This window comes from Streptomyces katrae (assembly GCF_000717655.1).
In the GTDB taxonomy this organism is placed as follows: Bacteria; Actinomycetota; Actinomycetes; order Streptomycetales; family Streptomycetaceae; genus Streptomyces; species Streptomyces katrae_B.
The window spans coordinates 37,011-62,778 of sequence record NZ_JNZY01000034.1 but is presented as its reverse complement, the minus strand read 5'-3'; the positions used below and the strand labels follow the sequence as shown (position 1 = coordinate 62,778).

11 protein-coding genes are annotated in these 25,768 nt (G+C 71.3%); 10 read left to right on the top strand and 1 reads right to left on the bottom strand.

From position 1 onward, the window contains the following. Positions 1-9 precede the first annotated feature (9 nt). From IF09_RS0130870 to IF09_RS0130845, 6 genes are all read left to right on the top strand, one after another. A complete protein-coding gene (locus tag IF09_RS0130870) occupies positions 10-7,773 on the top strand; it encodes a non-ribosomal peptide synthetase (RefSeq protein WP_030301336.1) in 7,764 nt (2,587 codons plus the stop codon). 12 nt (positions 7,774-7,785) lie between these two features. Continuing rightward, positions 7,786-11,682: a non-ribosomal peptide synthetase gene (locus tag IF09_RS0130865; RefSeq protein ID WP_030301335.1), complete on the top strand. Its 3,897-nt coding sequence runs from the start codon at positions 7,786-7,788 to the stop codon at positions 11,680-11,682. A gap of 82 nt (positions 11,683-11,764) precedes the next feature. Next, positions 11,765-12,484, top strand: coding sequence for a thioesterase II family protein (locus tag IF09_RS0130860; RefSeq protein WP_030301332.1), 720 nt, complete (start codon positions 11,765-11,767; stop codon positions 12,482-12,484). A 111-nt stretch (positions 12,485-12,595) separates the two neighbouring features. After that, entirely contained in the window at positions 12,596-13,549 is a 954-nt protein-coding gene (locus IF09_RS0130855) for an ATP-binding cassette domain-containing protein (RefSeq protein ID WP_030301330.1), read from the top strand. After that, entirely contained in the window at positions 13,546-14,307 is a 762-nt protein-coding gene (locus IF09_RS0130850) for an ABC transporter permease (RefSeq protein WP_030301328.1), read from the top strand. Before IF09_RS0130855 ends, IF09_RS0130850 begins: the two co-directional genes overlap by 4 nt. A 259-nt stretch (positions 14,308-14,566) precedes the next feature. Continuing rightward, entirely contained in the window at positions 14,567-18,385 is a 3,819-nt protein-coding gene (locus IF09_RS0130845; protein WP_030301325.1) for a non-ribosomal peptide synthetase, read from the top strand. A 68-nt stretch (positions 18,386-18,453) separates the two neighbouring features. Here the strand turns inward: IF09_RS0130845 and IF09_RS0130840 are convergent, their stop codons facing one another. Then, a complete protein-coding gene (locus IF09_RS0130840; RefSeq protein WP_037636432.1) occupies positions 18,454-19,968 on the bottom strand; it encodes an FAD-dependent monooxygenase in 1,515 nt (504 codons plus the stop codon). 392 nt (positions 19,969-20,360) lie between these two features. On the opposite strand from IF09_RS0130840, the gene IF09_RS0130835 reads away from it, so the two are divergent. The 4 genes from IF09_RS0130835 to IF09_RS0130820 are packed head-to-tail and all read left to right on the top strand — an operon-like array spanning position 20,361 to position 25,747. Further along, a complete protein-coding gene (locus IF09_RS0130835) occupies positions 20,361-20,597 on the top strand; it encodes a phosphopantetheine-binding protein (RefSeq protein ID WP_234321206.1) in 237 nt (78 codons plus the stop codon). After that, the gene (locus IF09_RS0130830) at positions 20,594-21,844 is read left to right on the top strand and encodes a cytochrome P450 (RefSeq protein ID WP_030301312.1); all 1,251 of its coding nucleotides are present in this window, start codon (positions 20,594-20,596) and stop codon (positions 21,842-21,844) included. The genes IF09_RS0130835 and IF09_RS0130830 overlap by 4 nt, the downstream gene beginning before the upstream one ends. Next, on the top strand, positions 21,841-22,578 hold the full coding sequence (locus tag IF09_RS0130825; RefSeq protein ID WP_030301310.1) for a thioesterase II family protein: 738 nt from the start codon (positions 21,841-21,843) through the stop codon (positions 22,576-22,578). The genes IF09_RS0130830 and IF09_RS0130825 overlap by 4 nt, the downstream gene beginning before the upstream one ends. Positions 22,579-22,627: 49 nt before the next feature. Further along, positions 22,628-25,747, top strand: coding sequence for a type I polyketide synthase (locus IF09_RS0130820; protein WP_078613552.1), 3,120 nt, complete (start codon positions 22,628-22,630; stop codon positions 25,745-25,747). The last annotated feature ends 21 nt before the right edge of the window (positions 25,748-25,768 follow it).

Genomic DNA, 25,768 nt, shown 5'->3' with positions numbered 1-25,768 from the left:
AGTACGTCGATGATCCCGTTGTCCTTCGCACAGCGTCGGCTGTGGTTCCTCCACCGTCTGGAAGGCCCGTCCGCGACCTACAACATCCCGTTCGTGCTGCGCCTGGACGGGCCGCTGGACACGGCGGCCCTGGCCGCGGCGGTGACGGACGTCGTCACCCGGCACGAGAGTCTGCGCACCCTGATCGCCGAGAACGCCGACGGCACCCCGGAGCAGCGGATCGTGCCCGCGCAGGAGGCCCCCCTCCAGTTCCGGGTGGCCGACGTGGCCGCGGACGCGGTGGAGGCGGCGGCCGCCGAGGCCGCGTGCGAAGGCTTCGACCTCGACACGGAACTCCCGCTGCGGACGACCGTGCTGCGGATCTCCCCGCAGGAGCACGTGGTGGTCTTCGTGATCCACCACATCGCCGCGGACGGGGCGTCGATGGCGCCCTTCATGCGGGACCTGCTGTCGGCGTACTCCGCCCGCCGGCAGGGCGGTGCGCCGCAGTGGACTCCTCTTCCGATCCAGTACAAGGACTACACGCTGTGGCAGCGCGAGGTCCTCGGTGACGAGGAGGACCCGGACAGCGTCGCCGCGGCGCAGCTGGACTACTGGCGCACCGAACTGGCCGGGGTCCCGCAGCCGGTCCAGCTCCCGCTGGACCGGCCGCGGCCGACGGCGGCCGACCACCGCGGCGGCCACGTCGACTTCGAGCTGGAACCGGAGCTCCTCGCCGGAGTCGCGAAGCTCGCCGGGGCGCACGGCGCCACCGCGCCCATGGTCGCCCAGACCGTGCTCGCGGTGCTCCTGCACCACCTCGGCGCCGGCAACGACCTGACCATCGGCAGCCCGATCGAGGGGCGCGCCGACGAACAGCTCGACGACCTGATCGGCTTCTTCGCCAACACCTGGGTGCTGCGCGTCGACCTGTCACACAACCCCTCGTTCGGCGACCTGCTGGACCAGGTCCGCGACCGGGCCCTCGCCGCGTACGACAACCAGGACGTGCCGTTCGAGCGCCTGGTCGAGCTGCTGAGCCCGGACCGCACCACCGCCTACCAGCCGCTGTTCCAGGTCATGCTGGCCTGGCAGTTCGAGTGGTCGCAGATCGAGATGCCGGGACTGCGCATCACCCCCGTCCCGGCGGGCACCGGCACCGCCAAGTTCGAACTGTTCTTCAACATCGTCCCGGCCCCGGCCGGGGGCGCCTACGGGCGCCTGGAGTACGCGACCGAGCTGTTCGACCACGCCACGGCCCAGAGCCTCGTCGACCGCTACGTGCGCGTGCTGCGCCAGGTGGTCGCCGACCCGGGGACGCGGCTCGGCGGGGTCGACGTGCTCACCGACGCCGAACGCAACTGGCTGACCAAGCTGAACGAGACGACGGCAGCGGTGCGCGGCACCACGGTGCCCGAGCTCGTCGCCGCCCAGGCGGCGCAGACGCCGGACGCGACCGCGGTGGTGTCCGCAGCGACCACGCTGTCGTACCGGGACCTCGACGCCCGCGCCAACCGGCTGGCCGCGGTCCTGCGGGACCGCGGGGTCGGGCCGGACGTCCTGGTCGCCGTGGCACTGCCGCGGACCGCGGAACTCGTGGTCGCGCTCCTCGCCGTGCTCAAGGCCGGCGGCGCCTACCTGCCGATCGACCCCAACTACCCGGCCGCGCGGATCGACCTGCTGCTCGACACGGCCGACCCCGCCCTGGTGCTGACCGACTACCAGACGGCGCCGGCCGTGGCCAAGTGCCGCCAGCCGGTGCTCCACCTCAACGACCTGAGCCTCGAGGGCCGGGCCGTGGAGGCCCCGGACGTCCGGATCGGGCCGGACAACCTGGCCTACGTGATGTTCACGTCCGGGTCGACCGGCACGCCCAAGGGCGTCGCCATCACCCACGGCAGCGTGGTCAACGGTGTGCAGGACCTGCGCCGGACCGTGCAGGTCGAGGCGGGCTCCCGGATGCTCGCCGCGACCTCGGTGAACTTCGACGTCTCCGTGTTCGAGATCTTCACCGCGCTGACCGCCGGTGCGAGCGTCGAGGTCGTCCGCGACGTACTCGAACTCGGCGAGCGCGGCAGCTGGTCGGGCACCACCATCAGCGCCGTGCCCGCGGTGTTCTCCGCGCTGCTCGACCAGATCACCGACGCCCCCGGCAGCCTCGAACTCGACGTGAAAACCGTCGTCTTCGCCGGCGAGGCCCTCTCGGCCGACCTGGTCCGCAAGGTGCGCCGCGCCCTGCCCGACGTCCGAGTCGTCAACGCCTACGGCCAGACGGAAAGCTTCTACGCCGCCACGCACACGCTCCCGCAGGAGTCGGACGAGACCGGTGCGGTACCGGTCGGTGTGCCCCTGGCCAACATGCACACCTATGTGCTCGGGCCGGAGCTCACCCCGGTCGCGCCCGGTGTGATCGGCGAACTGTACGTCGGCGGTCTGATCGCCCGCGGCTACCACGGCAACGGCGCCATCACCGCGGAGCGGTTCGTCGCGTCCCCCTTCGGTCCCGCCGGCGCGCGCATGTACCGCACCGGTGACCTGGCCCAGTGGGACGAGAACGGCAGGCTGAAGTACGCGGGCCGCGCCGACAACCAGGTGAAGGTCAACGGCATCCGTGTCGAGCCGACCGAGATCGAGGCGGCCCTCGGCCGGCACCCCGCGGTCGGCCAGGCCGTGGTCACCGTCCGCGAGGACCACACCGGCACCGCGCGGCTGGTCGGCTATGTGGCTCCGGCGGGCGCCGCCGACGGCGAAGCCGCCCCGGACGCCGCTCTCTCCTCCGCGGACCTGCAGCGGTTCGTGGCCAAGAGGCTGCCGGACTACATGGTGCCCGCGCTGATCATGGTGCTGGACCGGCTGCCCCTGAACGCGAACGGAAAGCTGGACCGGGCCGCCCTGCCCGAGCCGGAGTTCGCCCGCACCGAGTACCGGGCCCCGCGGAGCGAGGCCGAGCGGGTCCTGGCCGAGGTGTACGCGGACGTGCTCGGCACCGAGCAGGTCGGCATCGACGACGACTTCTTCACCAGCGGCGGCGACAGCATCCGCTCGATCCAGGTCGTGGCGCGCGCCAAGACGCGCGGCGTCGTGGTCAGCACCCGGGAGATCTTCGAGCAGCGCACGGTCGCCCGCCTCGCGGAACTGGTCGAGGGCCGGAAGGAAGAGGAGCGGGTCGTCCTGGCCGAGCTGCCGGGCGGCGGCGTGGGCTGGGCCCCGCTGCCCCCGACGGGCGCGCACGTGCTGGGCCTCGGCGGCGGAACCGGCCGGTTCTGCATGTCCGCGCTGCTCACCCTGCCCGAGGACATCGACCGTACGGGTCTCCTCGCCACGCTCCAGGCCGTGCTGGACCGGCACGACGTGCTGCGCTCCCGCCTCGACCGGGCGGAGCCGGGCCTGCGCATGGAGCCCGTCGGCAGCGTGGACGCCGGCGCGCTGGTGCACGAGGTCCGCTACGCCGGCACCGACGTGCAGGCCGAGCTGGACGCGGCCGCGGACCGGCTCGACCCGGACGCGGGCGTCATGGCCCAGTTCGTGTGGCTCACCTCCGCCGACGAGGCGGACCGCCTGCTGATCGTGCTGCACCACCTGGTCGTCGACGGCGTGTCCTGGCGCATCCTGGTGCCGGACCTGGCCGCCGCGTGGAAGCGGGTCCGCGAGGGCCTCGCCCCGGAAGCGGCCCCGGAGAGCACCTCGCTGCGCCGGTGGATGCACGCCCTGGCCGACGAGGCGGCCACCCCGGAGCGGGTGGCGGAACTGCCCGTGTGGCAGGAGATGCTCAGCGGCGACGAGCCCGTGCTCGGCGCCCGGGACGTGGACCCGGCGCGCGATGTCACGGCCACCGTGGACACGGTACGCATCCAGGTGCCGGCCGACGTCACCGCGACCCTGCTCGACACGGTGCCCGCGGTGTTCCGCGGCGGCGTCGACGACGGGCTGCTGACCGGCCTGGCGCTGGCGCTCGCGCAGTGGCGCCGGACGCGCGGCGTGTCCGGGGCCTCGACGCTGGTCCGGCTCGAAGGCCACGGCCGCGAGGACCACCTCGTGCCCGGCGCCGACCTGTCCGGCACGATCGGCTGGTTCACCGCGATGTACCCGGTGAAGCTGGACCTGGCGGGCATCGACGTCGCGGACGCGTTCGCCGGCGGCCCCGCCGCCGGCCGGGCGGTCAAGGCCGTCAAGGAACAGCTGCGCGCCGTGCCGGACAACGGCGTGGGCTACGGCCTGCTGCGCCACCTCAACACGGAGACCGCCGCCGCGCTCGCGGGCCGGCGGGAGCCGCGGATCGGCTTCAACTACCTCGGCCGGGCATCCAGCGCGGACATCCCCGAGGAGCTGCGGGGCCTCGGCTGGGCGCCGGACACCACGCACCGGGACCTGATCGCCGCGCCCGACGCGGACATGCCGGTGCTGTCGGCGCTGGAGATCAACGCCGTGGCCGCAGGCGACGAGCTGACCGCCTACTTCGGCTTCCCGACCGGCGTGCTCACCCGCGACGAGGTCACCGAGCTGGCCGGCCTGTGGGTCGAGGCGCTGACCGCCCTGGCGCGGCACGCCGCGACCCCCGAGGCCGGCGGCCTGACCCCGAGCGACGCGCCCCTGGTCGAGGTGGGCCAGCAGGAGATCGACACCTGGGAGGCGCAGTTCGGCAAGCTGTGCCGGATCTGGCCGACGACCCCGGTGCAGTCCGGGATGCTCTTCCACACGATGCTGGCCGGCGCCGAGTTCGACGCCTACCACATGCAGCTGGTGTTCCACCTGTCCGGCGACGTCGACCCGGAGCGGATGCACCGGGCCGCGCAGGCCCTGCTGGCGCGACACCCCAGCCTCCGCGCGGCGTTCGTCAACCGGGCGGACGGCGACGTGGTGCAGGTCGTGCCGGAGACGGTGTCGCTGCCGTGGCAGCACCTCGACCTGACCGCCCTCGACGAGGCCGAGCGGACCGAGCAGTTCGAGGCGTTCCTCGCCGAGGACCGCGGCGCCCACTTCGACGTGGCCACCCCGCCGCTCATCCGCGTGGCGCTCGCCGTCCTCGAGCACGGCCGCGCCGAGCTCGTGATGACCGCCCACCACGTGCTCATCGACGGCTGGTCCATGCCCCTGCTCATGCAGGACCTGCTGCTGCTCTACGCGTCCCACGGCGACCCGTCCGGGCTGCCCGCGACCCGGGACTTCGGCGAGTTCCTGTCCTGGCGCGCCCGCCAGGACCAGGAGGAGACCGCCCGGGTGTGGGCGGCCGAGCTGGAAGGCGTCGAGGAGCCGACCCTGCTCGCCCCCGGGTCCGAAGGCAAGGGCGAGGGTGTCGGCCAGGTCGACATCACGCTCCCCGAGGACGAGGCCCGCGCCCTGGGCCGGCGCGCCACCGAGCTGGGCGTCACCGTCAACACCCTGGTCCAGGGTGCCTGGGCGCTGCTGCTCGGCCAGCTCACCGGCCGCCAGGACGTGGTGCTCGGCGCCACCGTCTCCGGGCGCCCGCCCGAGGTGACGGACGTCGACTCGATCGTCGGGATGTTCATCAACACCCTTCCCGTACGCGTCGAGTACGGGCCCGGCGACACCCTCGCCGAGGTCCTCACCCGGCTGCAGGGCCGGCAGGCCCGTCTCCTGGACCACCACTACCACGGGCTCACGGAGATCCAGCAGTCCGTCGGCCTGAAGTCCCTCTTCGACACGCTGGTCGTCTTCGAGTCGTACCCGGTCGACGAGGAGGCCATCGGCGCCGCCTCCGACGCCGCGGACGGGATCGCCTTCACGGGCCTGCGCGCGGCCACGGGCACCAACTACCCGCTCACCCTGATGGCGGCGGTCGACCCGCACCTCCACTTCATCCTCCAGTACACGCAGGGCGTCTTCGAGCAGGACGCCGTGGAGGTGCTCGCGGCCCGCCTCGTGCGGATCCTGCGTCAGCTGGCGGCCCGCCCCGACCTGAAGGTCGCGGAGGTCGACATCCTGGATCCGGCCGAACGCGACCGGCTGCTCACCGGGTTCAACGACACGGCCGTCCCCACTCCGGACGTCACGGTCGGCGAGCTCGTCGAGGCACAGGCGGCGCGGACCCCGGACGAGGTCGCCGTGGTCGCCGAGGGCGAGTCGCTCACGTACCGCGAGCTGGACGCCCGGGCCAACCGCCTGGCGCGCGAACTGGCCGGACGCGGGGTGGGCCCGGAGTCGGTGGTCGCGGTGTCGCTGCCGCGGTCGGCCGACCTGGTGGTCGCGCTGCTCGCGGTCCTGAAGGCGGGCGGCGCGTACCTGCCGGTCGACCCCAAGTACCCCAGCCACCGCCTCGAGGCCATCCTCGGGGAGGCCCGGCCGCGCCTGGTCCTGACGGACTCCACGACGGTCGGGGTGCTGCCGGAGCACGACGCCCCGGACGTGTTCCTCGACAGGCTCGACCTGTCCGCAGACGGCACCGGCCTCGGTCTGCCGCTCCACGCGGACCAGCTGGCGTACGTCATGTACACCTCCGGCTCCACGGGCAAGCCCAAGGGCGTCGCCATCACCCACGCGGGCGTGGTCAACGGTGTGCTGCGGCTGGCCTCCCGCGTGGGCATGGAGCCGGGCAAGCGGCTCCTCGCGGGCACCTCGGTCAACTTCGACGTCTCGGCGTTCGAGATCTTCACGACCCTCGCCTGCGGCGGCGTCGTCGAAGTGGTCCGCGACGTCCTGGTCCTGGGCGAGCGGGAGGGCTGGAGCGGCAGCGTCATCTCCACCGTGCCGTCCGCCTTCGCCGAACTCGTCGACGAGATCTCCGGCCGCACCAGCGTGGAGACGGTCGTCTTCGCCGGCGAGGCCCTGCCCTCCTCGCTCGTCGAGAAGACGCGGAAGGCCTTCCCCGGCGTACGGGTCGTCAACGCCTACGGGCAGAGCGAGTCGTTCTACGCCACCACCTTCACCGTCGACGGCGACATGCAGGCAGGGACGGGCAGCACTCCCGTCGGCACCCCGCTCGGCAACATGCGGGCCTACGTCCTCGGCCCCGGCCTGACCCCGCTGCCGCCCGGCGCGGTCGGCGAGCTGTACGTCGGCGGCAGCGTGGGCCGCGGTTACCACGGCCGTCCCGACCTGACCGCCGAGCGCTTCGTCGCCGACCCGTTCGGCCCGTCCGGCGCGCGCATGTACCGCACCGGCGACCTGGCCCGCTGGAACGCCGACGGCGCCCTGGAGTACGCGGGCCGCGGAGACGCGCAGGTCAAGGTGCGCGGCTTCCGCGTCGAGCCCGGCGAGGTCGAGGCCGCGGTCACGGCGCACCCCGGGGTCGCGCAGGCCGTCGTCATCGCCTGCGAGGGGCGCGCCGGCAGCTCAAGCAAGCAGCTGGTCGCGTACGTCGTGCCAGTCGTCACCGGCGAGGACACGAAGGCCGGCGAAGGCTCCGGCCCGTCGAGGAAGGAGCTGCACGGCTTCGTCTCGGAGCGGCTGCCGGACTTCATGGTGCCGGCCGCCTTCATGTTCCTCGACCGGCTGCCGCTCGCCCCGAACGGAAAGCTGGACCGCGCCGCGCTGCCGGAGCCGGAGTACAACGGCGCCTCCTACAGGGCGCCTCGAACCCCGCGCGAGGAGACTCTGGCCAAGCTGTTCGCCGAGGTGCTTGGCGTGGAGCGGATCGGCATCGACGACGGCTTCTTCGAGCTCGGCGGGCACTCGCTGCTCGCCACTCGCCTGATCAGCCGGGCACGCGCCGAGATGGGGATCGAGATACCGATCCGGAAGATCTTCGACCTGCCGACGGTGGCCGCGCTCGCCGCCTGGTCGCAGGAGTCGGCCGCTCCCCGTCGCCCCAGCCTGCGCCAGATGATCGCCAAGTAAGGATGTGAAGTAATGATTCCGCTGTCATTCGCACAACGTCGTATGTGGCTGCTGCACCAGCTGGAGCGGGGGGCGGCGACCTACAACATCTCGGCGGCGTTCCGGCTGACCGGATCCCTCGACCAGGACGCCCTCGTCGCGGCGATCCGCGACGTGGTCGACCGGCACGAGATCCTGCGCACCACGTACGCGACGGACGACGACGGCGAACCCTACTCGCGGATCCTGACGCCGGCGGAGGCGTCGCCGCAGGTGCAGATGGCCGAGGTGGCGTCCGAGGACATGTCCCGCGCCATCGGCGAGGCCGTCTCGCACGGGTTCGACCTGGAGGGCGAACTCCCCTTCCGGGCGCACCTGCTGCGCTGCTCCCCCCAGGAGCACGTCCTGGTCATGGTCGTCCACCACATCGCCTCGGACGGCAGCTCGAGCGCGCCGATGATGCGGGACCTGATCGCCGCCTACGCCGCCCGCCAGGACGGCCAGGCGCCGCAGTGGGAGCCGCTGCCCGTGCAGTACAAGGAGTACGCGCAGTGGCAGCGCGAGGTGCTCGGCGAGGTGTCCGACCCCGAAAGCCTCGCCGCGCAGCAGGTCGAGTACTGGCGCAAGCAGCTCGACGGTGTGCCGCAGCCGCTGAGCCTGCCGACGGACCGCCCGCGGCCCGCGGAGGCGAACTCGCACGGCGAGACGATCGCCCTCTCCGTGCCGGCGGAGGTGGCGGCCGGCCTGCAGAAGCTGGCCGACGAGCGCGGCGCGTCCATGTCGATGGTCCTGCAGGGCGCGCTGGCGGTACTGCTGCGCAAGCTCGGCGGCGGTGACGACCTGACGATCGGCTCCCCGATCGCCGGCCGGACCGACGAGGCGCTGGCCGATCTGATCGGCTTCTTCGTCAACACCCAGGTGCTGCGGGCCGACCTCTCCGGCAACCCGGCGTTCACCGAGCTGCTCGCCCAGGTGCGCGACAAGGCGCTGACCGCCTACGAGTACCAGGACGTCCCGTTCGACCTGCTCGTCGAGGCCATCAACCCCGAGCGCTCCGCCTCCTACCAGCCGCTGTTCCAGGTGATGTTCGCCTGGCAGAGCTACCAGAAGCCCGACCTCGGGATCCCCGGGCTCGACGTGAAGTTCGAGCAGGCCATCCCGTCGACCGCCATGGTCGACCTGTTCTTCAGCCTGACCGCGGACGAGTCGGGCGCGCTCCAGGGCGACCTCCAGTACGCGACCCAGCTGTTCGACCGCGAGTCGGCCGAGGTCATCGCCGCCCGGCTCGTCCGGGTGCTGGAGCAGCTGGCCGCCGATCCGAGCGTGCGCATCGGGGACGTCGACGTCCTGAGCGGGGCGGAGCGCGAGCGGCTGGTGCGGGACGTGAACCCCGCCGGCAACGTCATTCCCGACGTCACGCTGGTCGAGCTGTTCGAGCGCCAGGCCGCGCAGCGGGCGGACGTGGTCGCGGTGTCCCACGAGGGTGACGCGCTCACGTACGGCGAGGTCAACGCCCGGGCCAACCGGCTCGCGCGGCACCTCGTGGCCCAGGGTGTCGGCCCCGAGTCCCTGGTCGGGGTCTGCCTGGAGCGCTCGGCCGAGCTGGTCGTCGCGCTGCTCGCGGTGCTCAAGGCGGGCGGCGCCTATCTGCCGATCGACCCCGACTCCCCGGCCGACCGCATCGCGTACATGGTCCAGGACGCCCAGCCGGTCCTGCTGGTCACCACCAGCTCGAACGCCGCCGCGCAGGGGCTGGACCAGGACCTCCCGCTGATCCACCTGGACCGGGCCGGTGCCTTCGCCGAGGAGTCGGCCGCCGACCTGACCGACGCCGAGCGCCGCACGGCCCTGCGCCCCGAGCACCCGGCGTACGTGATCTACACCTCCGGGTCGACCGGCCGCCCCAAGGGCGTGCTGATCCCGCACAGCAACGTGGTCGGGCTCTTCAGCGCCGCCGAGGACTTCGCCTTCGGCGCGGACGACGTGTGGACCCTCTTCCACTCCTACGCCTTCGACTTCTCGGTGTGGGAGCTGTGGGGGCCGCTGCTGCACGGCGGACGCCTGGTCGTGGTCCCCTACGACGTCTCCCGCTCCCCGGGGGACTTCCTCCGGCTGCTCGCCCGCGAGCGGGTCACCGTCCTCAACCAGACGCCCTCGGCCTTCTACCAGCTGGTGCAGGCCGACGCTGATGCCCCCGGCCAGGACCTGGCACTGCGGTACGTGGTGTTCGGCGGCGAGGCCCTCGACCTGAACCGCCTTGCGGACTGGTACCAGCGCCACGCCGACGACGCGCCGGTGCTGGTGAACATGTACGGCATCACCGAGACGACCGTGCACGTCACCCGCATCGACCTGGACGAGAACTCCGCCGCCCGCTTCCGCGCCAGCGTGATCGGCCCGGCCATCCCGGGCCTGCGCGCCTACGTCCTGGACTCGAACCTCCTGCCGGCGCCCACCGGCGTGACCGGCGAGCTGTACGTGGCCGGCTACGGCCTGGCCCGCGGGTACCACGGCCGGCCGGACCTGACCGCGGGACGGTTCGTCGCGTGCCCCTTCGGCGTGCCGGGCGAGCGGATGTACCGCTCCGGCGACCTGGTCCGCTGGAGCCGCAACGGCCAGCTGGAGTACGTCGGGCGGGCGGACACCCAGGTGAAGATCCGTGGTTTCCGGATCGAGCTGGGCGAGATCGAGAACGTGCTGGCCGGGCATCCGGATGTGGCGCAGGCGGTGATCGTGGTGCGCGAGAACCACGAGGACGACAAGCGCATCGTGGGCTACGTCGTGCCCGAGTCCGAAGACGAGCCGGCCGGTGCGCTCATCGCCGAGCTGTCCGAGTACATGCGCGAGCGCCTCCCGGACTACATGGTGCCCTCCGTGGTGATTCCGCTTTCGGAGATCCCGCTGACCTCGAACGGCAAGCTCGACCGGCGGGCACTGCCCTCGGAGGACACGAACACCGTGTCCAGCCGGGAGCCGCGCAACGCCTTCGAGCAGAAGCTGTGCGCCCTCTACAGCGAGCTGCTCGGCCTGGAGAAGGTCGGCATCGACGACGGCTTCTTCGCGCTCGGCGGGCACTCGCTGCTGGCGACCCGGCTCAGCGTCCGCATCCGCAACGAGTTCGACATCGACATTCCCATCAGGACGGTCATCAAGTACCCGACGGTGGCCGAGCTGGCCGCGCTGATGCTCGCCGGCGGTGTCCCCGCGGACGACGCCGACTCGTTCGCGGTCGTGCTGCCCCTCAACAGCGACCCCGGCACGGGCAAGGCGCCGGTGTGGTTCTTCCACGGCGGCGGCGGGCTGGGCTGGGCGTACTACAGCTTCGTCACGCACCTGCAGGACCGGCCGGCCTACGCCCTGCAGTCCCGCGGCTCCGACGGCGCCGACACGCTGGCGGGCTCCGTGCAGGAGATGATCGACGACTACGTCGCCGAGATGCTGAAGATCCAGTCGGAAGGTCCCTTCAACCTCATCGGCTGGTCCTACGGCGGCACCATCGTGCAGGCCGTCGCGGACGCGCTGGACCGGCTCGGGCACGAGGTCGCCTTCGTGGCGATCCTGGACGCCCAGCCGGGCGGGCACGGGTTCACGGAGGTACACGCCGGCAAGGAGTCGTCGGACTACCGGGTGGAGCTCGAGGACGACTTCAGCCAGTACATCCGCATGGGCAACCGGCAGGGCTTCCTCGACACCATGGCGAGGGTCATGGCCAACAACACGAAGCGCATGATGGATTTCGAATCCCCGGTCTACCGCGGCGACGTGCTGTATTTCCACGCGGCGCTCGAGGACAAGTCGTACGCGCACCTGTGGCGCCAGTACGTCGGCGGTTCCTTCGAGGTGCACGAGGTGCACGCCACGCACCACGAAATGCACATGCCCGCACCCGTGGCCGAATTCTTCGAGGTCGTCGGCAGCAAGCTGGCGTAGCGAGCGGACATCCGTGTCCCGGAACTGTTTCAACAAACGATCGAATGGATGATTGGGGTTGGTCGGGGTGACAGAGCCCGGCATGTCCGCGGAACACGGGGACCAGGCAACGCTGCTGTGCGTGCCGTTCGCAGGAGCAGGTCCTTCGTTCTTCCACCCGTGGCGGGAGCTGTCCGCCGACCGGTGGCGCATCACCTCGGTCGAGCTGCCCGGCCGGGAGCGGAAGATCCTGGAGGAGCCGTACCGGAACGTCACCGAGGCGGCCAAGGGATCGATCGACGACATCATCGCCGACCTCGGCGAAGGCGCCCGGGTCGTGCTGTTCGGGCACAGCCTGGGCGCGGTGCTCGCGTACGAGCTGGTGCACCTGCTGACCGCGCGCGGGGTGCAGGTCGAGCGGCTGGTCGTCAGCGGTTCGCCGGGTCCGTGGACCCAGCGCGAGCGGCGGGCCACCGGGCTCCAGGACGATGAGTTCCTCGCCAGGGTCGAGGAGTTCGCGGGCTTCCGGCACGAGGCCCTCGACCACCCGGAAATGCGGGAACTGATCCTGCCCGTGCTGCAGGCCGACTGCGAGATGCACGAGAACTACGTCCCGAGCACCGACGAAATCGTGTCGGTCCCGATCTGCTCGCTGCGGGGCGACTCCGACGGACTCGTCACCGCGGAAGAGGCCCGGCAGTGGCAGGCGGCGACCACGGCCGAATTCAGCTATGTGGAGTTTCCGGGCGATCACATGTATCTGGTCGATCTCGGCCGTGAGGTGCTGGACGTGATCGAGGCGGAGTCCGCCCGCGGTCGTTAGGGCGGGCGGTTTGCGAGTGAAATGAGCGGTCCTCTGGCCCGGGCGACCTTGTCGAACGCCGTGTCAGGGAGGTGACAGGTGCGTGACAGGCCCGGAGAGGAAAGTGGAGGAATGAGAAGTTCAGCGATTGCAGTTTCAGGGCTGCGCAAGGCATATGGCGACAAGGTCGTCCTCGACGGCATCGATTTCGATGTCGCCGCAGGATCGATCTTCTCCCTGCTCGGCCCGAACGGGGCCGGCAAGACGACGACGGTCAACGTCCTCACGACGCTGATGAAGGCCGACGCCGGCACGGTGCGGGTCGCCGGGCACGACGTGGCGACCGCGACCAAGCAGGCACGCGCGGCCATCGGCGTGACCGGCCAGTTCGCCGCGGTGGACGATCTGCTGTCGGGCCGCGAGAACCTGCAGCTGATGACGGACCTGAAGCGGGTGCGGGGCGGCGACAAGGTGGTCACGCAGCTGCTGGAGCGCTTCGACCTGGTGGAGTCGGCGGACAAGATGTCGTCGACCTACTCCGGCGGTATGCGCCGCAAGCTCGACCTGGCGATGACCCTGGTCGGCAACCCGGAGATCATCTTCCTCGACGAGCCGACGACGGGTCTCGACCCGCGCAGCCGGCGCACGATGTGGGGGATCGTCCGCGAGCTCGTCGCCGAGGGCACCACCATCTTCCTCACCACCCAGTACCTCGAGGAAGCCGACCAGCTCGCCGACCAGATCGCGGTGCTCAACGGGGGCCGCCTGGTCGCCCAGGGCACCCCCGAGGAGCTCAAGCGCCAGATCCCCGGCACCCACATCCGGTTCCGGTTCTCCGACCTCTACGAACTCGACGCGGCGGCGCGCCTCCTGACCGGGTCCACCCGGGACGACGAGGAGCTGACCCTGCGGGTGGCCAGCGACGGTGAGACGAGGTCGCTGCGGATCCTGCTGGACCGGCTGGACGCGCACTCGCTCGACGCCCAGGAGTTCTCGGTGCAGCGACCGGACCTCGACGACGTCTTCCTCGCCCTGACCGACCCCACGCACGCCGAGCACCTGAGCAAGGAGGCGATCGCGCAGTGAGCACTGCCTCGACGCCGTTGGCCGATTCGTCGATCATGTTGCGCCGCAACATCAAGCACAACGTGCGCAACCCCATCACGATGTTCAACGCGGTCCTGTTCCCCATCGTGATCATGCTGATGTTCGTCAAGGTGTTCGGCGGCGCGTTCAGCGTCGGCGACGACTACATCGACTACGCGACGCCGGGTCTGCTCGTGATGGCCATCAGCTACGGGCTGGGAGCCACCGCGACGGCCGTGAACTCCGACATGACCAAGGGCATCATCAACCGGTTCAAGGTCATGGACGTCTCCCGCGGCGCCATGCTGACCGGGCACGTCGTCATCACTGCCGTGCGCGCCCTGGTGGGCTGCGCGGCCATCGTCGGCGTGGCCTTCCTGATGGGCTTCGACCCCAAGGCGAGCGCCGTCGACTGGCTCGGTGTGGTCGGCATCATCGTGCTGCTCAGCATCGCGGCCGGCTGGCTCACGGTCGCCATGGGGCTGGCCGCCAAGACCGCGGAGTCGGCGGGCCTGGGCGCCGTGCCGCTCATCATGCTGCCGTTCCTCAGCAGCGCGTTCGTGCCGGCGGAAACGATGGGCGTCGGCATCCGGCAGTTCGCCGAGTACCAGCCCTTCACCCCGATCATCGAGACGCTGCGCGGCCTCCTCGCGGGCAACCCCTCCAGCGGCGACGCCATCGCGGCCGTCGCCTGGTGCGTCGGGATCGCCGTCCTCGGCTACGTGTGGGCGGTCTCCACGTTCAAGAAGAGAGCGTGACCCGGACCAGTTCGTACGGACTGGTCAGAGTCCTCTTCCGAGCCGCCTCGGCTGACCGCGCGTCGCCGGGGCGGCTCCATGTTTGGCACCATGCGGGCATTCTCCGCTCCCCACCCGACTGATCGGCTGCGCCATCGCCGAGCCGGGGAGCTCGAAACCCGCACGTTCTTCGACCTGCCACAGGTGGCTGCGTGGGCGGAGGAATCGGCTGCTCCGCGTCCCCTGGGCCTGAGCCAGACGATCCTCAAGGAGTGAAGCAATGATTCCGCTGTCATTCTCGCAACGCCGCTACTGGTACATGCACCAACTGGAGGGCGGCGAGACCTGGAACATGCCCTCGGCGCTGCGGCTGACCGGCCCCCTGGACCAGGGCGCCCTCGCCGCGGCGATCGGCGACGTGGTCGACCGGCACGAGATCCTGCGCACCGTGTACGTCACCGACGACGGGGGCGAGCCCCACCAGAGGATCCTGCCGGTGGCCGAGGCGTCGGAGCAGACGGGGCTCCCGGTGGTCGAGGTGGCGCCCGAAGACGTGCCCGGCGCGATCGACGGGGCCGTCGCCCACGGGTTCGACCTGGCGACCGAGATCCCGTTCCGGGCGACCCTGTTGCGCTGCTCGCCCGAGGAACACGTCCTGGTCCTGGTCGTCCACCACATCGCGACGGACGGCAGCTCGGGCGCCCCGCTGGCACGGGACCTGGCCGCCGCCTACGCCGCCCGCCGGGACGGCGGGGCGCCGCAGTGGGAGCCGCTGCCCGTGCAGTACCAGCACTACACGATGTGGCAGCGCGAGGTGCTCGGCGACCTGGCCGACCCGGACAGCATCGGCGCGGCGCAGATCGAGTACTGGCGCGAGGAACTGGACGGGGTGCCGCAGCCGCTGGACCTCCCGCTGGACCGCCCGCGCTCCGTCGAGGCGACGACGCACGGCGACACGGTCGCCTTCGGCGTGGAGCCGCAGACCGCGGCCGGGCTGGAGAAGCTGGCCGCCGAGCGCGGAACGACCATGTCGATGGTCATGTACAGCGCGCTGGCGGTGCTGCTGAGCAAGCTCGGCGGCGGCAACGACATACCACTCGGCACCCCGATCGCCGGGCGGACCGACGAAGCGCTGGCCGACCTGGTCGGGTGCTTCGTCAACAACCTGGTCCTGCGCGTGGACCTCTCCGGGAACCCGTCGTTCGCCGACGTGCTCGGCCAGGTACGGAACAAGGCGCTGGCGGCCTACGAGCACCAGGACGTGCCGTTCGACGTGCTGGTCGAGGCGATCAACCCGGACCGCTCCACGGCCTACCGGCCGCTGTTCCAGGTCATGTGCGGCTGGCAGAACTTCGAGAAGCCGGTCCTCGAGTTCCCCGGGCTCGAGGTGGAGTTCGTCCAGGCCCTCACCTCGAAGGCCATGGTCGACCTGTTCTTCAGCATGGCCCTGGACGGGTCGGGGGCGCTGCGGGGCGACATCCAGTACGTCACCCAGCTGTTCGACCGGGACACCGTCGAGGCCATGGCCGCCCGGTTCGCGCGTGTGCTGGAGCAGCTGGCCGCCGATCCGGGGGTGTGCGTCGGGGACGTCGACGTGCTGATCGCGGGGGAGCGGGAGCAGCTGCTGGGGGCGGTCAACGACACCGTCGAGCCGATCCCGGAGCAGGGCCTGATGGACGCCCTGCGAAGACAGTGCGCGGACAGACCCGAGGCACTCGCCGTCATCGGCGAGGACGAGTCGCTCACTTACCGGGAGCTGGACACGCGGTCCAACAGGCTGGCGCACTGGCTGGCCGACCGCGGTGTACGGGCCGAATCGCTGGTCGCCGTCTGTCTGCCCCGGACCGTGAACCTGATGGTGGCGCTGCTGGCGGTGCTCAAGGCCGGCGGAGCCTACGTTCCCCTCGACCCGGACCACCCGCGCTCCCGGATCGACTTCATCCTCGAGCAGGTCGACCCGGTCCTCGTGCTCGACGCCGAGACGCTGGCCGGCGCGGACTGTTCGCCGTATCCGGACGAGGCACCCGAGGTGCTCGTCCGCCCCGGGAACACCCAGTACGTGATCTACACCTCCGGGTCGACGGGCATTCCGAAGGGGGTCGCGGTACCGCGCGGCGCGCTCGCGAACTTCATCGCCTCGACGCAGCGCCGGTTCCCGCTGTCGCCCGCCGACCGGATGCTCTTCAGCACGACGGTCTCGTTCGACATGGCGAACACCGAGCTGTACCTCCCATTCGTTGCGGGCGCGACCATGGTCATGGCGACGAAGGACACCGTCACCGATCCGTCGGCCGTACTGGCGCTGATCCGCCGCCACGGGGTCACCGTCGTACAGGCCACGCCCGCGTTCTGGCAGATGCTGCTCACGCACGAGCCCGACGCCGCGCGGGGCCTGCGGATCATCACCGGCGCGGAGGCCGTGCCGGCCCGGCTGGCCGAGACGCTCGCGGAGCAGGCCGCCGAAGTGGGCAACTGGTACGGCCCGACCGAGACGACGACGTGGTCGACCATGGCGCCCGTGAAGGCGGGTGCGGGTGCGCCGCCGATCGGGACGCCGATCGGGAACACCCAGGTGTACGTGCTCGACGCGCGGATGCGACCGGTTCCGCGCGGGGTGCAGGGCGATCTGTACATCGCCGGTGACGGGGTGGCCCGCGGGTACCAGGGCCGGCCGGAGCTGACCGCGGAGCGGTTCGTGGCGTGTCCGTTCGGCCCTGCCGGTGCGCGGATGTACCGCACCGGGGACCTGGTGCGGTGGGACGGGGAAGGCCGGCTGCAGTACATCGCCCGGACCGACCACCAGGTGAAGGTCCGGGGCTTCCGGATCGAGCTGGGCGAGATCGAGAACGCGCTGGCCGGGCATCCCGGAGTGGCGCAGGCGGTGGTCGTCGTACGCGAGGACCGCGAGGGCGACAAGCGCATCGTGGGATACGTGGTGCCGACGGCCGGTACCGGCGTCCGGGCCGACGAGTCGGCCGGTCCGCTGCTCGCCGAGCTGACCGCGCACCTGCGCGGGCGGCTGCCGGACTACATGGTGCCTTCCGCGGTGATCCCGCTGCCGGAGATTCCGCTCACCCCGAACGGAAAGCTCGACCGGCGCGCGCTGCCCGCGGAGCACGCGCCCCCCGTGGCCGGCCAGGAGCCGCGCGACGCCCACGAAGAGAAGCTGTGCGCCCTCTTCGCCGAGCTGCTCGGCCGGGAGAAGGTCGGCATCCACGACAACTTCTTCACGCACGGCGGGCACTCGCTGCTGGCCACCCGGCTCAGCGTCCGCATCCGCAAGGAGTTCGACGTCGAGATCCCCATCAGGACGATCATCAAGTTCCCCACGGTGGCCGAGCTGGCCTCGCTGGTGCTCATCGGCACCCCCATGGACAACGACGACCCGTTCGCGGTCGTGCTGCCGCTGAACGGCGATCCCGGCACGGGCAAGGAGCCCATGTGGTTCTTCCACGGGGGAGGAGGGCTGGGCTGGGCGTACTTCAGCTTCGTGACGCACGTGCAGGACCGGAAGGCGTACGCCCTGCAGTCCCGCGGATCCGACGGCGTGGACTCGCTGGTGGGATCCGTGGCGGAGATGGTCGACGACTACGTCGCCGAGATGCTGAAGATCCAGCCGGAGGGGCCCTTCCACCTGGTCGGCTGGTCCTACGGCGGCACCGTCGTGCAGGCCGTCGCGCATGCGCTGGACCGGCTAGGGCACGAGATCGCGCTCGTGGCCATCCTGGACTCCCAGCCGGGTGGGCACGGGTGGACGGAGATCCACGCCAACAAGACCCTGGCGGAGTACCGGTCCGAGCTCGAGGACTTCTTCGGCCAGTACATCGGCACCGACAACCGGCAGGAGTTCCTGGACACCATGTCCAGGGTGCTGGCCAACAACTCGAACCTCATGATGGATTTCGAGTCGCCGGTCTACCGGGGTGACGTGCTGTTCTTCAGCGCGACGCTGCAGGACGAGCAGTACGCGCACCTGTGGCGGCCGTACGTCACCGGTTCCATCGAGGTGCACGACGTACACGCCACGCACCACGAGATGAACATGCCCGCATCCGTGGCGGAGGTGTTCGAGGTCATCAACCGCAAGCTGGCGGGGTGACCGGCGCACGATGACGGACGGCGGCCGCCGGGACCCGAACGGGTCCCGGCGGCCGCCGTCGCGGTAGGTCAGCCCTGCCGGGCCGGACCGAACCAGGTGGTGAGGGCGGTCCGCAGCGCGGAGGTGTCGGGCGCGCCGCCGTCGGTCGCCCAGGCGACATGGCCGTCGGGGCGGATGAGGACCGCGGCGGGAGCGGGGACCTCGTCGATGGCCGGGACGGACCAGCTGCCGTCCTCGCTCCGAGCCTCGACGAAGTCGACGCGATCGGCCCAGCCCCCGGCGACCGCCGCCAGCGCGGCGCTGCCGGACAGGTCGAGCAGTACGGGGCGGCCGGCGTGCAGCAGGTCGTAGACGCCGATGGTGCCTTCGGGCGTCTTGAGGTCGGCGTCCGGGACCCGGCGGCCCGCCAGCGGGTGGTCGACGTCGACCGGGTAGCGGATGTCCAGTGCGGTGAGCATCAGGCGCAGGTGCCGGTTGACGTCGTCGAACACCATGAGCGAGCCGAACACCTCGCGCAGTGCGTCCGTCTGCGCGCCCGGGCGGGCCAGGGCCGACTGCGCCCGGGTGTTGTGCAGCACGCGCTCCCCGACGGGGTGGCGCTCGGCGTGGTAGCTGTCCAGCAGGCTCTCGGGCGCCTGGCCGCGCACCACCGAGGCGAGCTTCCAGCCGAGGTTGACCGCGTCCTGCACGCCCATGTTCAGCCCCTGCCCGCCGGCCGGGAAGTGGATGTGCGCCGCGTCGCCCGCGAGCAGCACCCGGCCCACCCGGTACTCGGCGGCCTGGCGCGCGGCGTCGTTGAACCGCGAGACCCACCGCGGGCTGTTCATGCCGAAGTCGGTGCCCGCGACCCTGATCAGGGACTCCCGGAGCTGTTCGAACGTCGGTGTCTCGTCGCGGTCCGCGACGCGGTCGTACTCGGACGTGATCACCCGGTACCAGCCCGGCTCGAAGGCGATCGCCGAGTAGTCGCCGCCCGCACAGCGCCGCACCCAGACGTAGTCCTCGGGCAGATCGGGGAGCTCCACGTCGCCGATCAGTGCGGTCATCGTCGCCTCGGTGCCGGGAAAGTCGATGCCCGCCAGCTTGCGCACCGTGCTGCGCCCGCCGTCGCAGCCCACGAGGTAGCGGGCGCGCAGCGTCGCCGCCGCTGGCTGCTCCGTGCCCAGTTCGACCGTCACGCCGTCCCCGTCCTGGCGGATCCCGCTGACCTCGGACGAGCGGCGGACCTGCACGCCGAGCTCCGCGGCCCACTCCTCGAGCAGCCGCTCGATGTCGGACTGAAGGATCATCAGCGGGTAGGGGTGCCTCGACTCCGACTCGTCGAAGTCCAGATAAAGGCCGGAGAAATGGCCCACCGGCTGCAGTTCGCCGACCGCGAGGAAGCGGTCCAGGATCCCGCGCTGGTCCAGCACCTCCAGGGTGCGGGAGTGGATCCCACCGGCGCGCGACTCGCCCGTCCGCTCCGCGAGCCGCTCGACCACCACCACGTCGACGCCCGCCAGCCGCAGCTCGCAGGCGAGCATCAGGCCCGTCGGCCCGGCGCCCGCGATCACCACATCCGTGTCGAAGCCGGTGTGTCCCACGTCGTTGCCCCCTCTGTTCCAGTGCGCCTCTAACGTCGTTAAATCTCGTCCACGTTCACTGAACGCGGATCAGCCGGTCAAGGAACGCCGGTGCCGGGGCGGCACGGGCCGCTGGCGAACTTGCCCTGTCCCGCCGGCGGGACGGGGAGCGTCGCGTGCGGGCTCGCCGGTCCACGCTCAACCCCAGCGGCCGGCGAGCGCCGGAGACCACCAACACGGTGTGAGCGGTCGCGCATTCACGCGACACTCGATTCGGCCATTCGAAGAATTTGTCTCGCCGGCGGGACAACGCAAAGGGCCCCAGTGGTCGTGATGGCGGTGACGGTCCGCAGACCGGGCCGAAAATGACGCGGGCGGGCACTCCCGGTCGGCGGAGGAAGGAAAGAGTGGCAATGGAATCGACGCTGGCGCAGGAAATCGCCGAGCTGTGGAGGGAACTCCTCGACTGCCCCGAGGTCGGGGTGGAAGACGACTTCTTCACGCTCGGCGGCAATTCGCTGACCGGAATCAAGATCATCGACCAGGTGTCGCAGACCTACGGCATCCAGCTGTCCGTGCGCGACTTCTACCTGGCACAGACCCCGGCCCGCGTCGCCGAGCTGATCGAGCAGGGGAGGGCGGCGGCGTGAGGTTGACGCCTGGTCCCGGGCGCGACATCGACCTCGACAGCGTCGACCTGTTCGACCTGGACCTCTACACGTCGGGCGATCCGCACCCGATCTGGGACGTGATGCGGGCCGAGAGGCCCCTGCACCACCAGGTCCTGCCGGACGGCCGCGAGTTCTGGTCGGTGACCCGCTACGAGGACGTCCGCCGCGTGCTCAGCGACCACCGGGAGTTCACCTCCGAGCGCGGCACCGTGCCCACCCACCTCGGGACGGACGACGTCGCGGCCGGCGTGCTGATGACGTCCACCGACCCGCCGCGGCACACCGAGGTCCGCCGCCCGCTCGGCTCCAAGCTCACGGCGCGCGCAGTGAAGTCCTGGGAGGACTCGATCCGGCGCACGGTCGTGGGCTTCCTCGAGCCGGCGCTCGACGGGGAGACCTTCGACCTGGCCGAGAAGGCGCTGCTCCTGCCGGCGATGGTCACGGGCCCGCTCCTGGGCATCCCGGAGAAGGACTGGGCCGAGCTCGTCCAGCTGACCGCGATGGTGACGGCTCCCTCGGACCCGCACTTCCAGATGGGCAGCGAGGCCGCGACCCTGGCCATCTCCCACCACGAGCTCGTCACCTACGTCAAGGAGTGGGTCAAGACCCGCCGGGAGACCGGCGAGGAGGGCGAGAGCCTGCTCCACCACCTCATGAGCGTCGCTCCGGGAGGCACTCCGCTCTCCGACGAGGAGATCGCCCTCGACGGCTACAGCATCCTCCTGGGCGCCAACGTGACGACGCCGCACACCGTCTCGGGCACCGTGCAGGCGCTCATCGAGCGGCCCGTGCAGTACGACAAGGCGGCGGCCGACCTTTCGCTGGTCCCGAACCTGGTCGAGGAAGGGCTGCGCTGGACGTCGGCCGCGTGCAACTTCATGCGCTACGCGGTGGACGACGTCGAGATCGGCGGGGGCGTGATCCCGGCCGGCGGCGCGGTCGTCGCGTGGATCGGCTCGGCCAACCGGGACGAGTCCCTGTTCCCCGACCCGCACACGTTCGACATCACGCGCGAAGGCGCCAAGCGCCAGGCCGCGTTCGGGTTCGGGACGCACTTCTGCATCGGGGCGCCGCTCGCCCGGATGACGCTGCGCATCTTCTTCGAGGAGCTGCTCCAGCGCTTCGAATCGATCGAGCTCGCCGGTGAACCGCAGCACCTGCGGTCGTACTTCATCGCCGGGATGACCCACCTCCCCATCGTCGGCAAGAAACGGCAGACGCCATGACCACCGGCACCACCACCGCCACCTCGCCGTGGTTCGTCCGGCCGCCCTCCGCCGACCACCCCGCCCGGATCTTCTGCTTCCCCTTCTCCGGGTCCGGGGCTTCGGCGTTCAGCGCCTGGCCGGCCGTGATCGACGACGCCGAGATCTGCCCCGTGCAGTTCCCCGGCCGCGAGAACCGGCTGGGCCACCCGCACTTCGGCACGTACGAGAACCTGGCAGCGAGCCTGGTCGAACCGCTGGAGCCGCTGCTCGACCGCCCGTACGCGTTCTTCGCGCACTGCGCCGGTGCGATGCCGGCGTACGAGACCGTCCTCCTGCTCGCCGAGCGCGGCCTGCGCGGCCCGGACTGCCTCGTCGTGTCGGGCCAGCCGGCCCCGCACGACGCCTCGCGCGACCGGATGCTCACGATGACCGAGCCGGAGCTGCGCGCCGAGCTGGAGTCGTTCGTCCGCAGCCGCGGGATCGAGCCGCGGCCGGACATGATCGACATGGGCATGTTCGTGCTGCTCCGCGACCACGCGGCCGCGGGCGCGTACCGGCGGCCCGAGCCGGTCAAGGTGGACTGCCCCATCGTCGTCCTGCACTGGCAGGACGACCCCGACGTGAGCCTCGACGAGCTCCAGGGATGGCGCCGGTACTCGGATTCGGTCGAATTCCGGGTCGTCGACGGCGGCCACTACGACTTCATGGACGCGCCGGAAGAGCTGCAGAAAATTCTGACCGGCCGGCGATGAAAGCAGTGCAGCCCGCAAGAGCATTCCGAGGGAACCGGAAGGAATTCGTATGAGTGGCGCAGCCGCCGATATTGCCGTCATCGGGATGTCGTGCCGCTTCCCCGGTGTGAACAGCCTGGGTGAGTTCTGGCGCCTGCTGCTCGACGGGGAGTCGACCGTCGGAAAGTTCCCCGAGCAGCGGGCGGCCGATTCGAAGTACAAGTCCCACCCGGACGCCGCCACCCTGGAATCCGGTTCGTTCCTCGACGCCATCGACGGTTTCGACGCGGAGTTCTTTGGGGCGGGCGCTGCGGAGGCGGCCGCCATGGACCCCGTGCAGCGGCTGGGCCTGGAGCTCGCTTGGGAAGCGGTCGAAGACGCCCGGATCCCGGCGGACGCGCTCGCGGGCCGCGAGATCGACGTCGTGGTCGGCAGCGGGCCCTCCGGGTACGAGCTGCTGCGCAAGCTGTCCGGCAGCGACCAGGACGACCACTACGCCGCTCTGGGCTCGAGCGGTGCGCTGATCGCGAACCGGATCTCGAGCCTCTTCGACGTCCGCGGCATGAGCTTCTGCGCGGACTCGGGCCAGTCCTCCTCGCTCGTGTCGCTGGCGCTGACGTGCGACCGGATCCGCGGCGGCGCGGTCGACATGGCCATCGCCGGCGGCGTGGAGCTGGTAGTCGACCCGGAAGCGGGACTCGGCCTGGCGAACCTGGGCGCCCTGTCGCCCGACGGCACCTGCTTCCCCTTCGACGAACGGGCCAACGGCTTCGTCCGGGGAGAGGGCGGGGCGTTCGTCGTGCTGAAGCGGCTCGACCTCGCCGTGGCCGACGGCGACCACATCTACGCGGTGGTGCGCGGCTGGGGCGTCGCCAGCGGTGGCGCGTCCAGCCGGATGCCGGACCCCAGCCCCACCGGGCAGGCCTCGGCCGTGCTGTCGGCCCTCGCCCGCGCAGGTGTCGCGTTCGACGACGTCGACTACGTCGAGGCCCACGGCACCGGCACACGGATGGGCGATCCCGCCGAAGTCTCCGGTCTGCGCGAGGTGTTCCGGGAGAGCGGCCGCAGCCGTCCCCTGGCGATCGGATCGGTGAAGGCGAACGTCGGGCACCTGGAGCCGGCCGCCGGACTCGTCGGCTTCGTGAAGTCGGCGCTCTGCGTGGACCGCGGCCACCTCGTCCCGAGCGTGAACTTCCGCGCCCCGAACCCCGACATCCAGAACTTCCACGAGGACTTCGAGGTCGTCCGGGCCGCGCGGCCCTGGCCGGGCACGGCCGAGCGGCCGCGCCGCGCCGGCGTGTCGTCGTTCGGCCTGGGCGGCACCACCGCTCACGTGATCCTGGAACAGGCCCCTGAGGCGCAGGCGCAGGCAGAAGCCGGCGCCGCAGCCGGCGACCCGGGCTGGGCGGACGCCTCCGGCGTGCAGCCGTGGGTGCTCTCGGCCCGCTCGGAGCCGGCCCTGCGCGAGCAGGCGGCCCGCCTGCGCGACCTCGTCGCCGCGGACGACTCGCTGTCGGCAGCAGACGTCGGCCACTCGCTGGTGTCCACGCGGCAGCTGTTCGACCACCGTGCGGTGGTGCTCGGCGGTGACCGTGAGGAGTCGCTGGCCGGTCTCGACCTGGTCGCTGCGGGCGGTGACTCGGCGCGGGCGGTCCGCGGGGTGGCCGGGGGGCCGACCGGCCCGGTCGTCTTCGTGTTCCCCGGCCAGGGGTCGCAGTGGCTGGGCATGGGCAGGCAGCTGTACGCGGAGTCGGAGGTGTTCGCTCGCTCGGTCGACGCGTGCGCGCAGGCCCTGGCCCCGTACGTGGACTGGTCGCTGGTGGACGTGCTGACCGGAGCCGAGTCGGCCGCCTCGCTGGAGCGGGTGGACGTGGTCCAGCCGGCGCTGTTCGCGATGATGGTGTCGCTGGCGCAGGTGTGGCGCTCCCTCGGCGTGGTCCCCGACGCCGTGGTCGGCCACTCGCAGGGCGAGATCGCCGCGGCGTGCGTGTCGGGCGCCCTGACGCTCGAAGACGCGGCCAGGATCGTCGCCCTGCGCAGCCGGGCACTGATCGGCCTGGCCGGCCTGGGCGGCGGGATGAGCGCGGTGGCCGCGCCCTCCGCATGGGTCCGCGACCGGCTGGAGCAGTGGTCCGGAAGGCTCTCCGTGGCCGCCGTCAACGGGCCGGCCTCGGTGGTGATCGCCGGAGACGGCGCGGCACTCGACGAGTTCGCCGCGATGGCCGCCGCCGAGGACGTCCGGGTGCGCCGGGTCAGGGTGGACTACGCCTCGCACTCCCACCACGTCGAAGCCATCCGGGACCGGCTGCTCGAGGACACCGCGGGTCTTTCGCCGCGGGAGTCGGCGGTGAAGTTCCACTCCACCGTCACCGGCGGACTGCTCGACACCCGCGTGCTCGACGGCTCGTACTGGTACGACAACCTGCGCTCGAAAGTGCGCTTCGGCGACGTCGTCGAAGGCCTCATGCAGGATCACGGCGGTGTGTTCGTGGAGGTCAGCCCGCACCCCGTGCTCCAGGTGGCGATGGAGGAGGCCGCCTACGCGCTGGCGGCCCCGCCGGTCGTGGTGAGCACCCTGCACAAGCGCGACGGGAGCGCGGGCCAGGTCCTGGCATCGCTGGCCGAACTGCACGTACGCGGTGTGCCGGTGAGCTGGAAGGCGGTGTTCGCCGCGGCCCGGCCGCGCCGGATCGGCCTGCCGACCTACGCGTTCCAGCGGCAGCGGTACTGGCTGACGGCGTCCGACGACACCGGCACCACGAACGGCCACGCAGCGCAGGCGAGCGGACCGGACGCCAGCACCCGGGCGGCGTACCTGGGCTCGGAGTCCTCGGTCCTCACCCTCGTGTGCGCCGAAACGGCGGCGCTGCTGAGTGCGGGTGACGCGGACCGGACGTTCGCCTATCTCGAGGCGAGGTCGACGGAGACCTTCAAGGTGCTGGGTTTCGACTCCTCGATGGCCGTGGCGCTCCGCAACCGGCTCACCGCGGTGGCCGGAGTGCGGCTCCCGGCCACGGTCGCGTTCACCTACCCCACTCCGGAGAAGCTCGCCCACCACATCTACTCCCTCCTCGAGCCACAGGCGCCCGAGGCTCCGGAAACGGGGGAGGCTGCGCAGCCGGACAGCCCGAGTCTGGAAAGCCGCAGTGATGACGATTTGTACGAAATGATCGAACGCGGATACGCGTAGCCACACCTGTTCTTCTGAGTC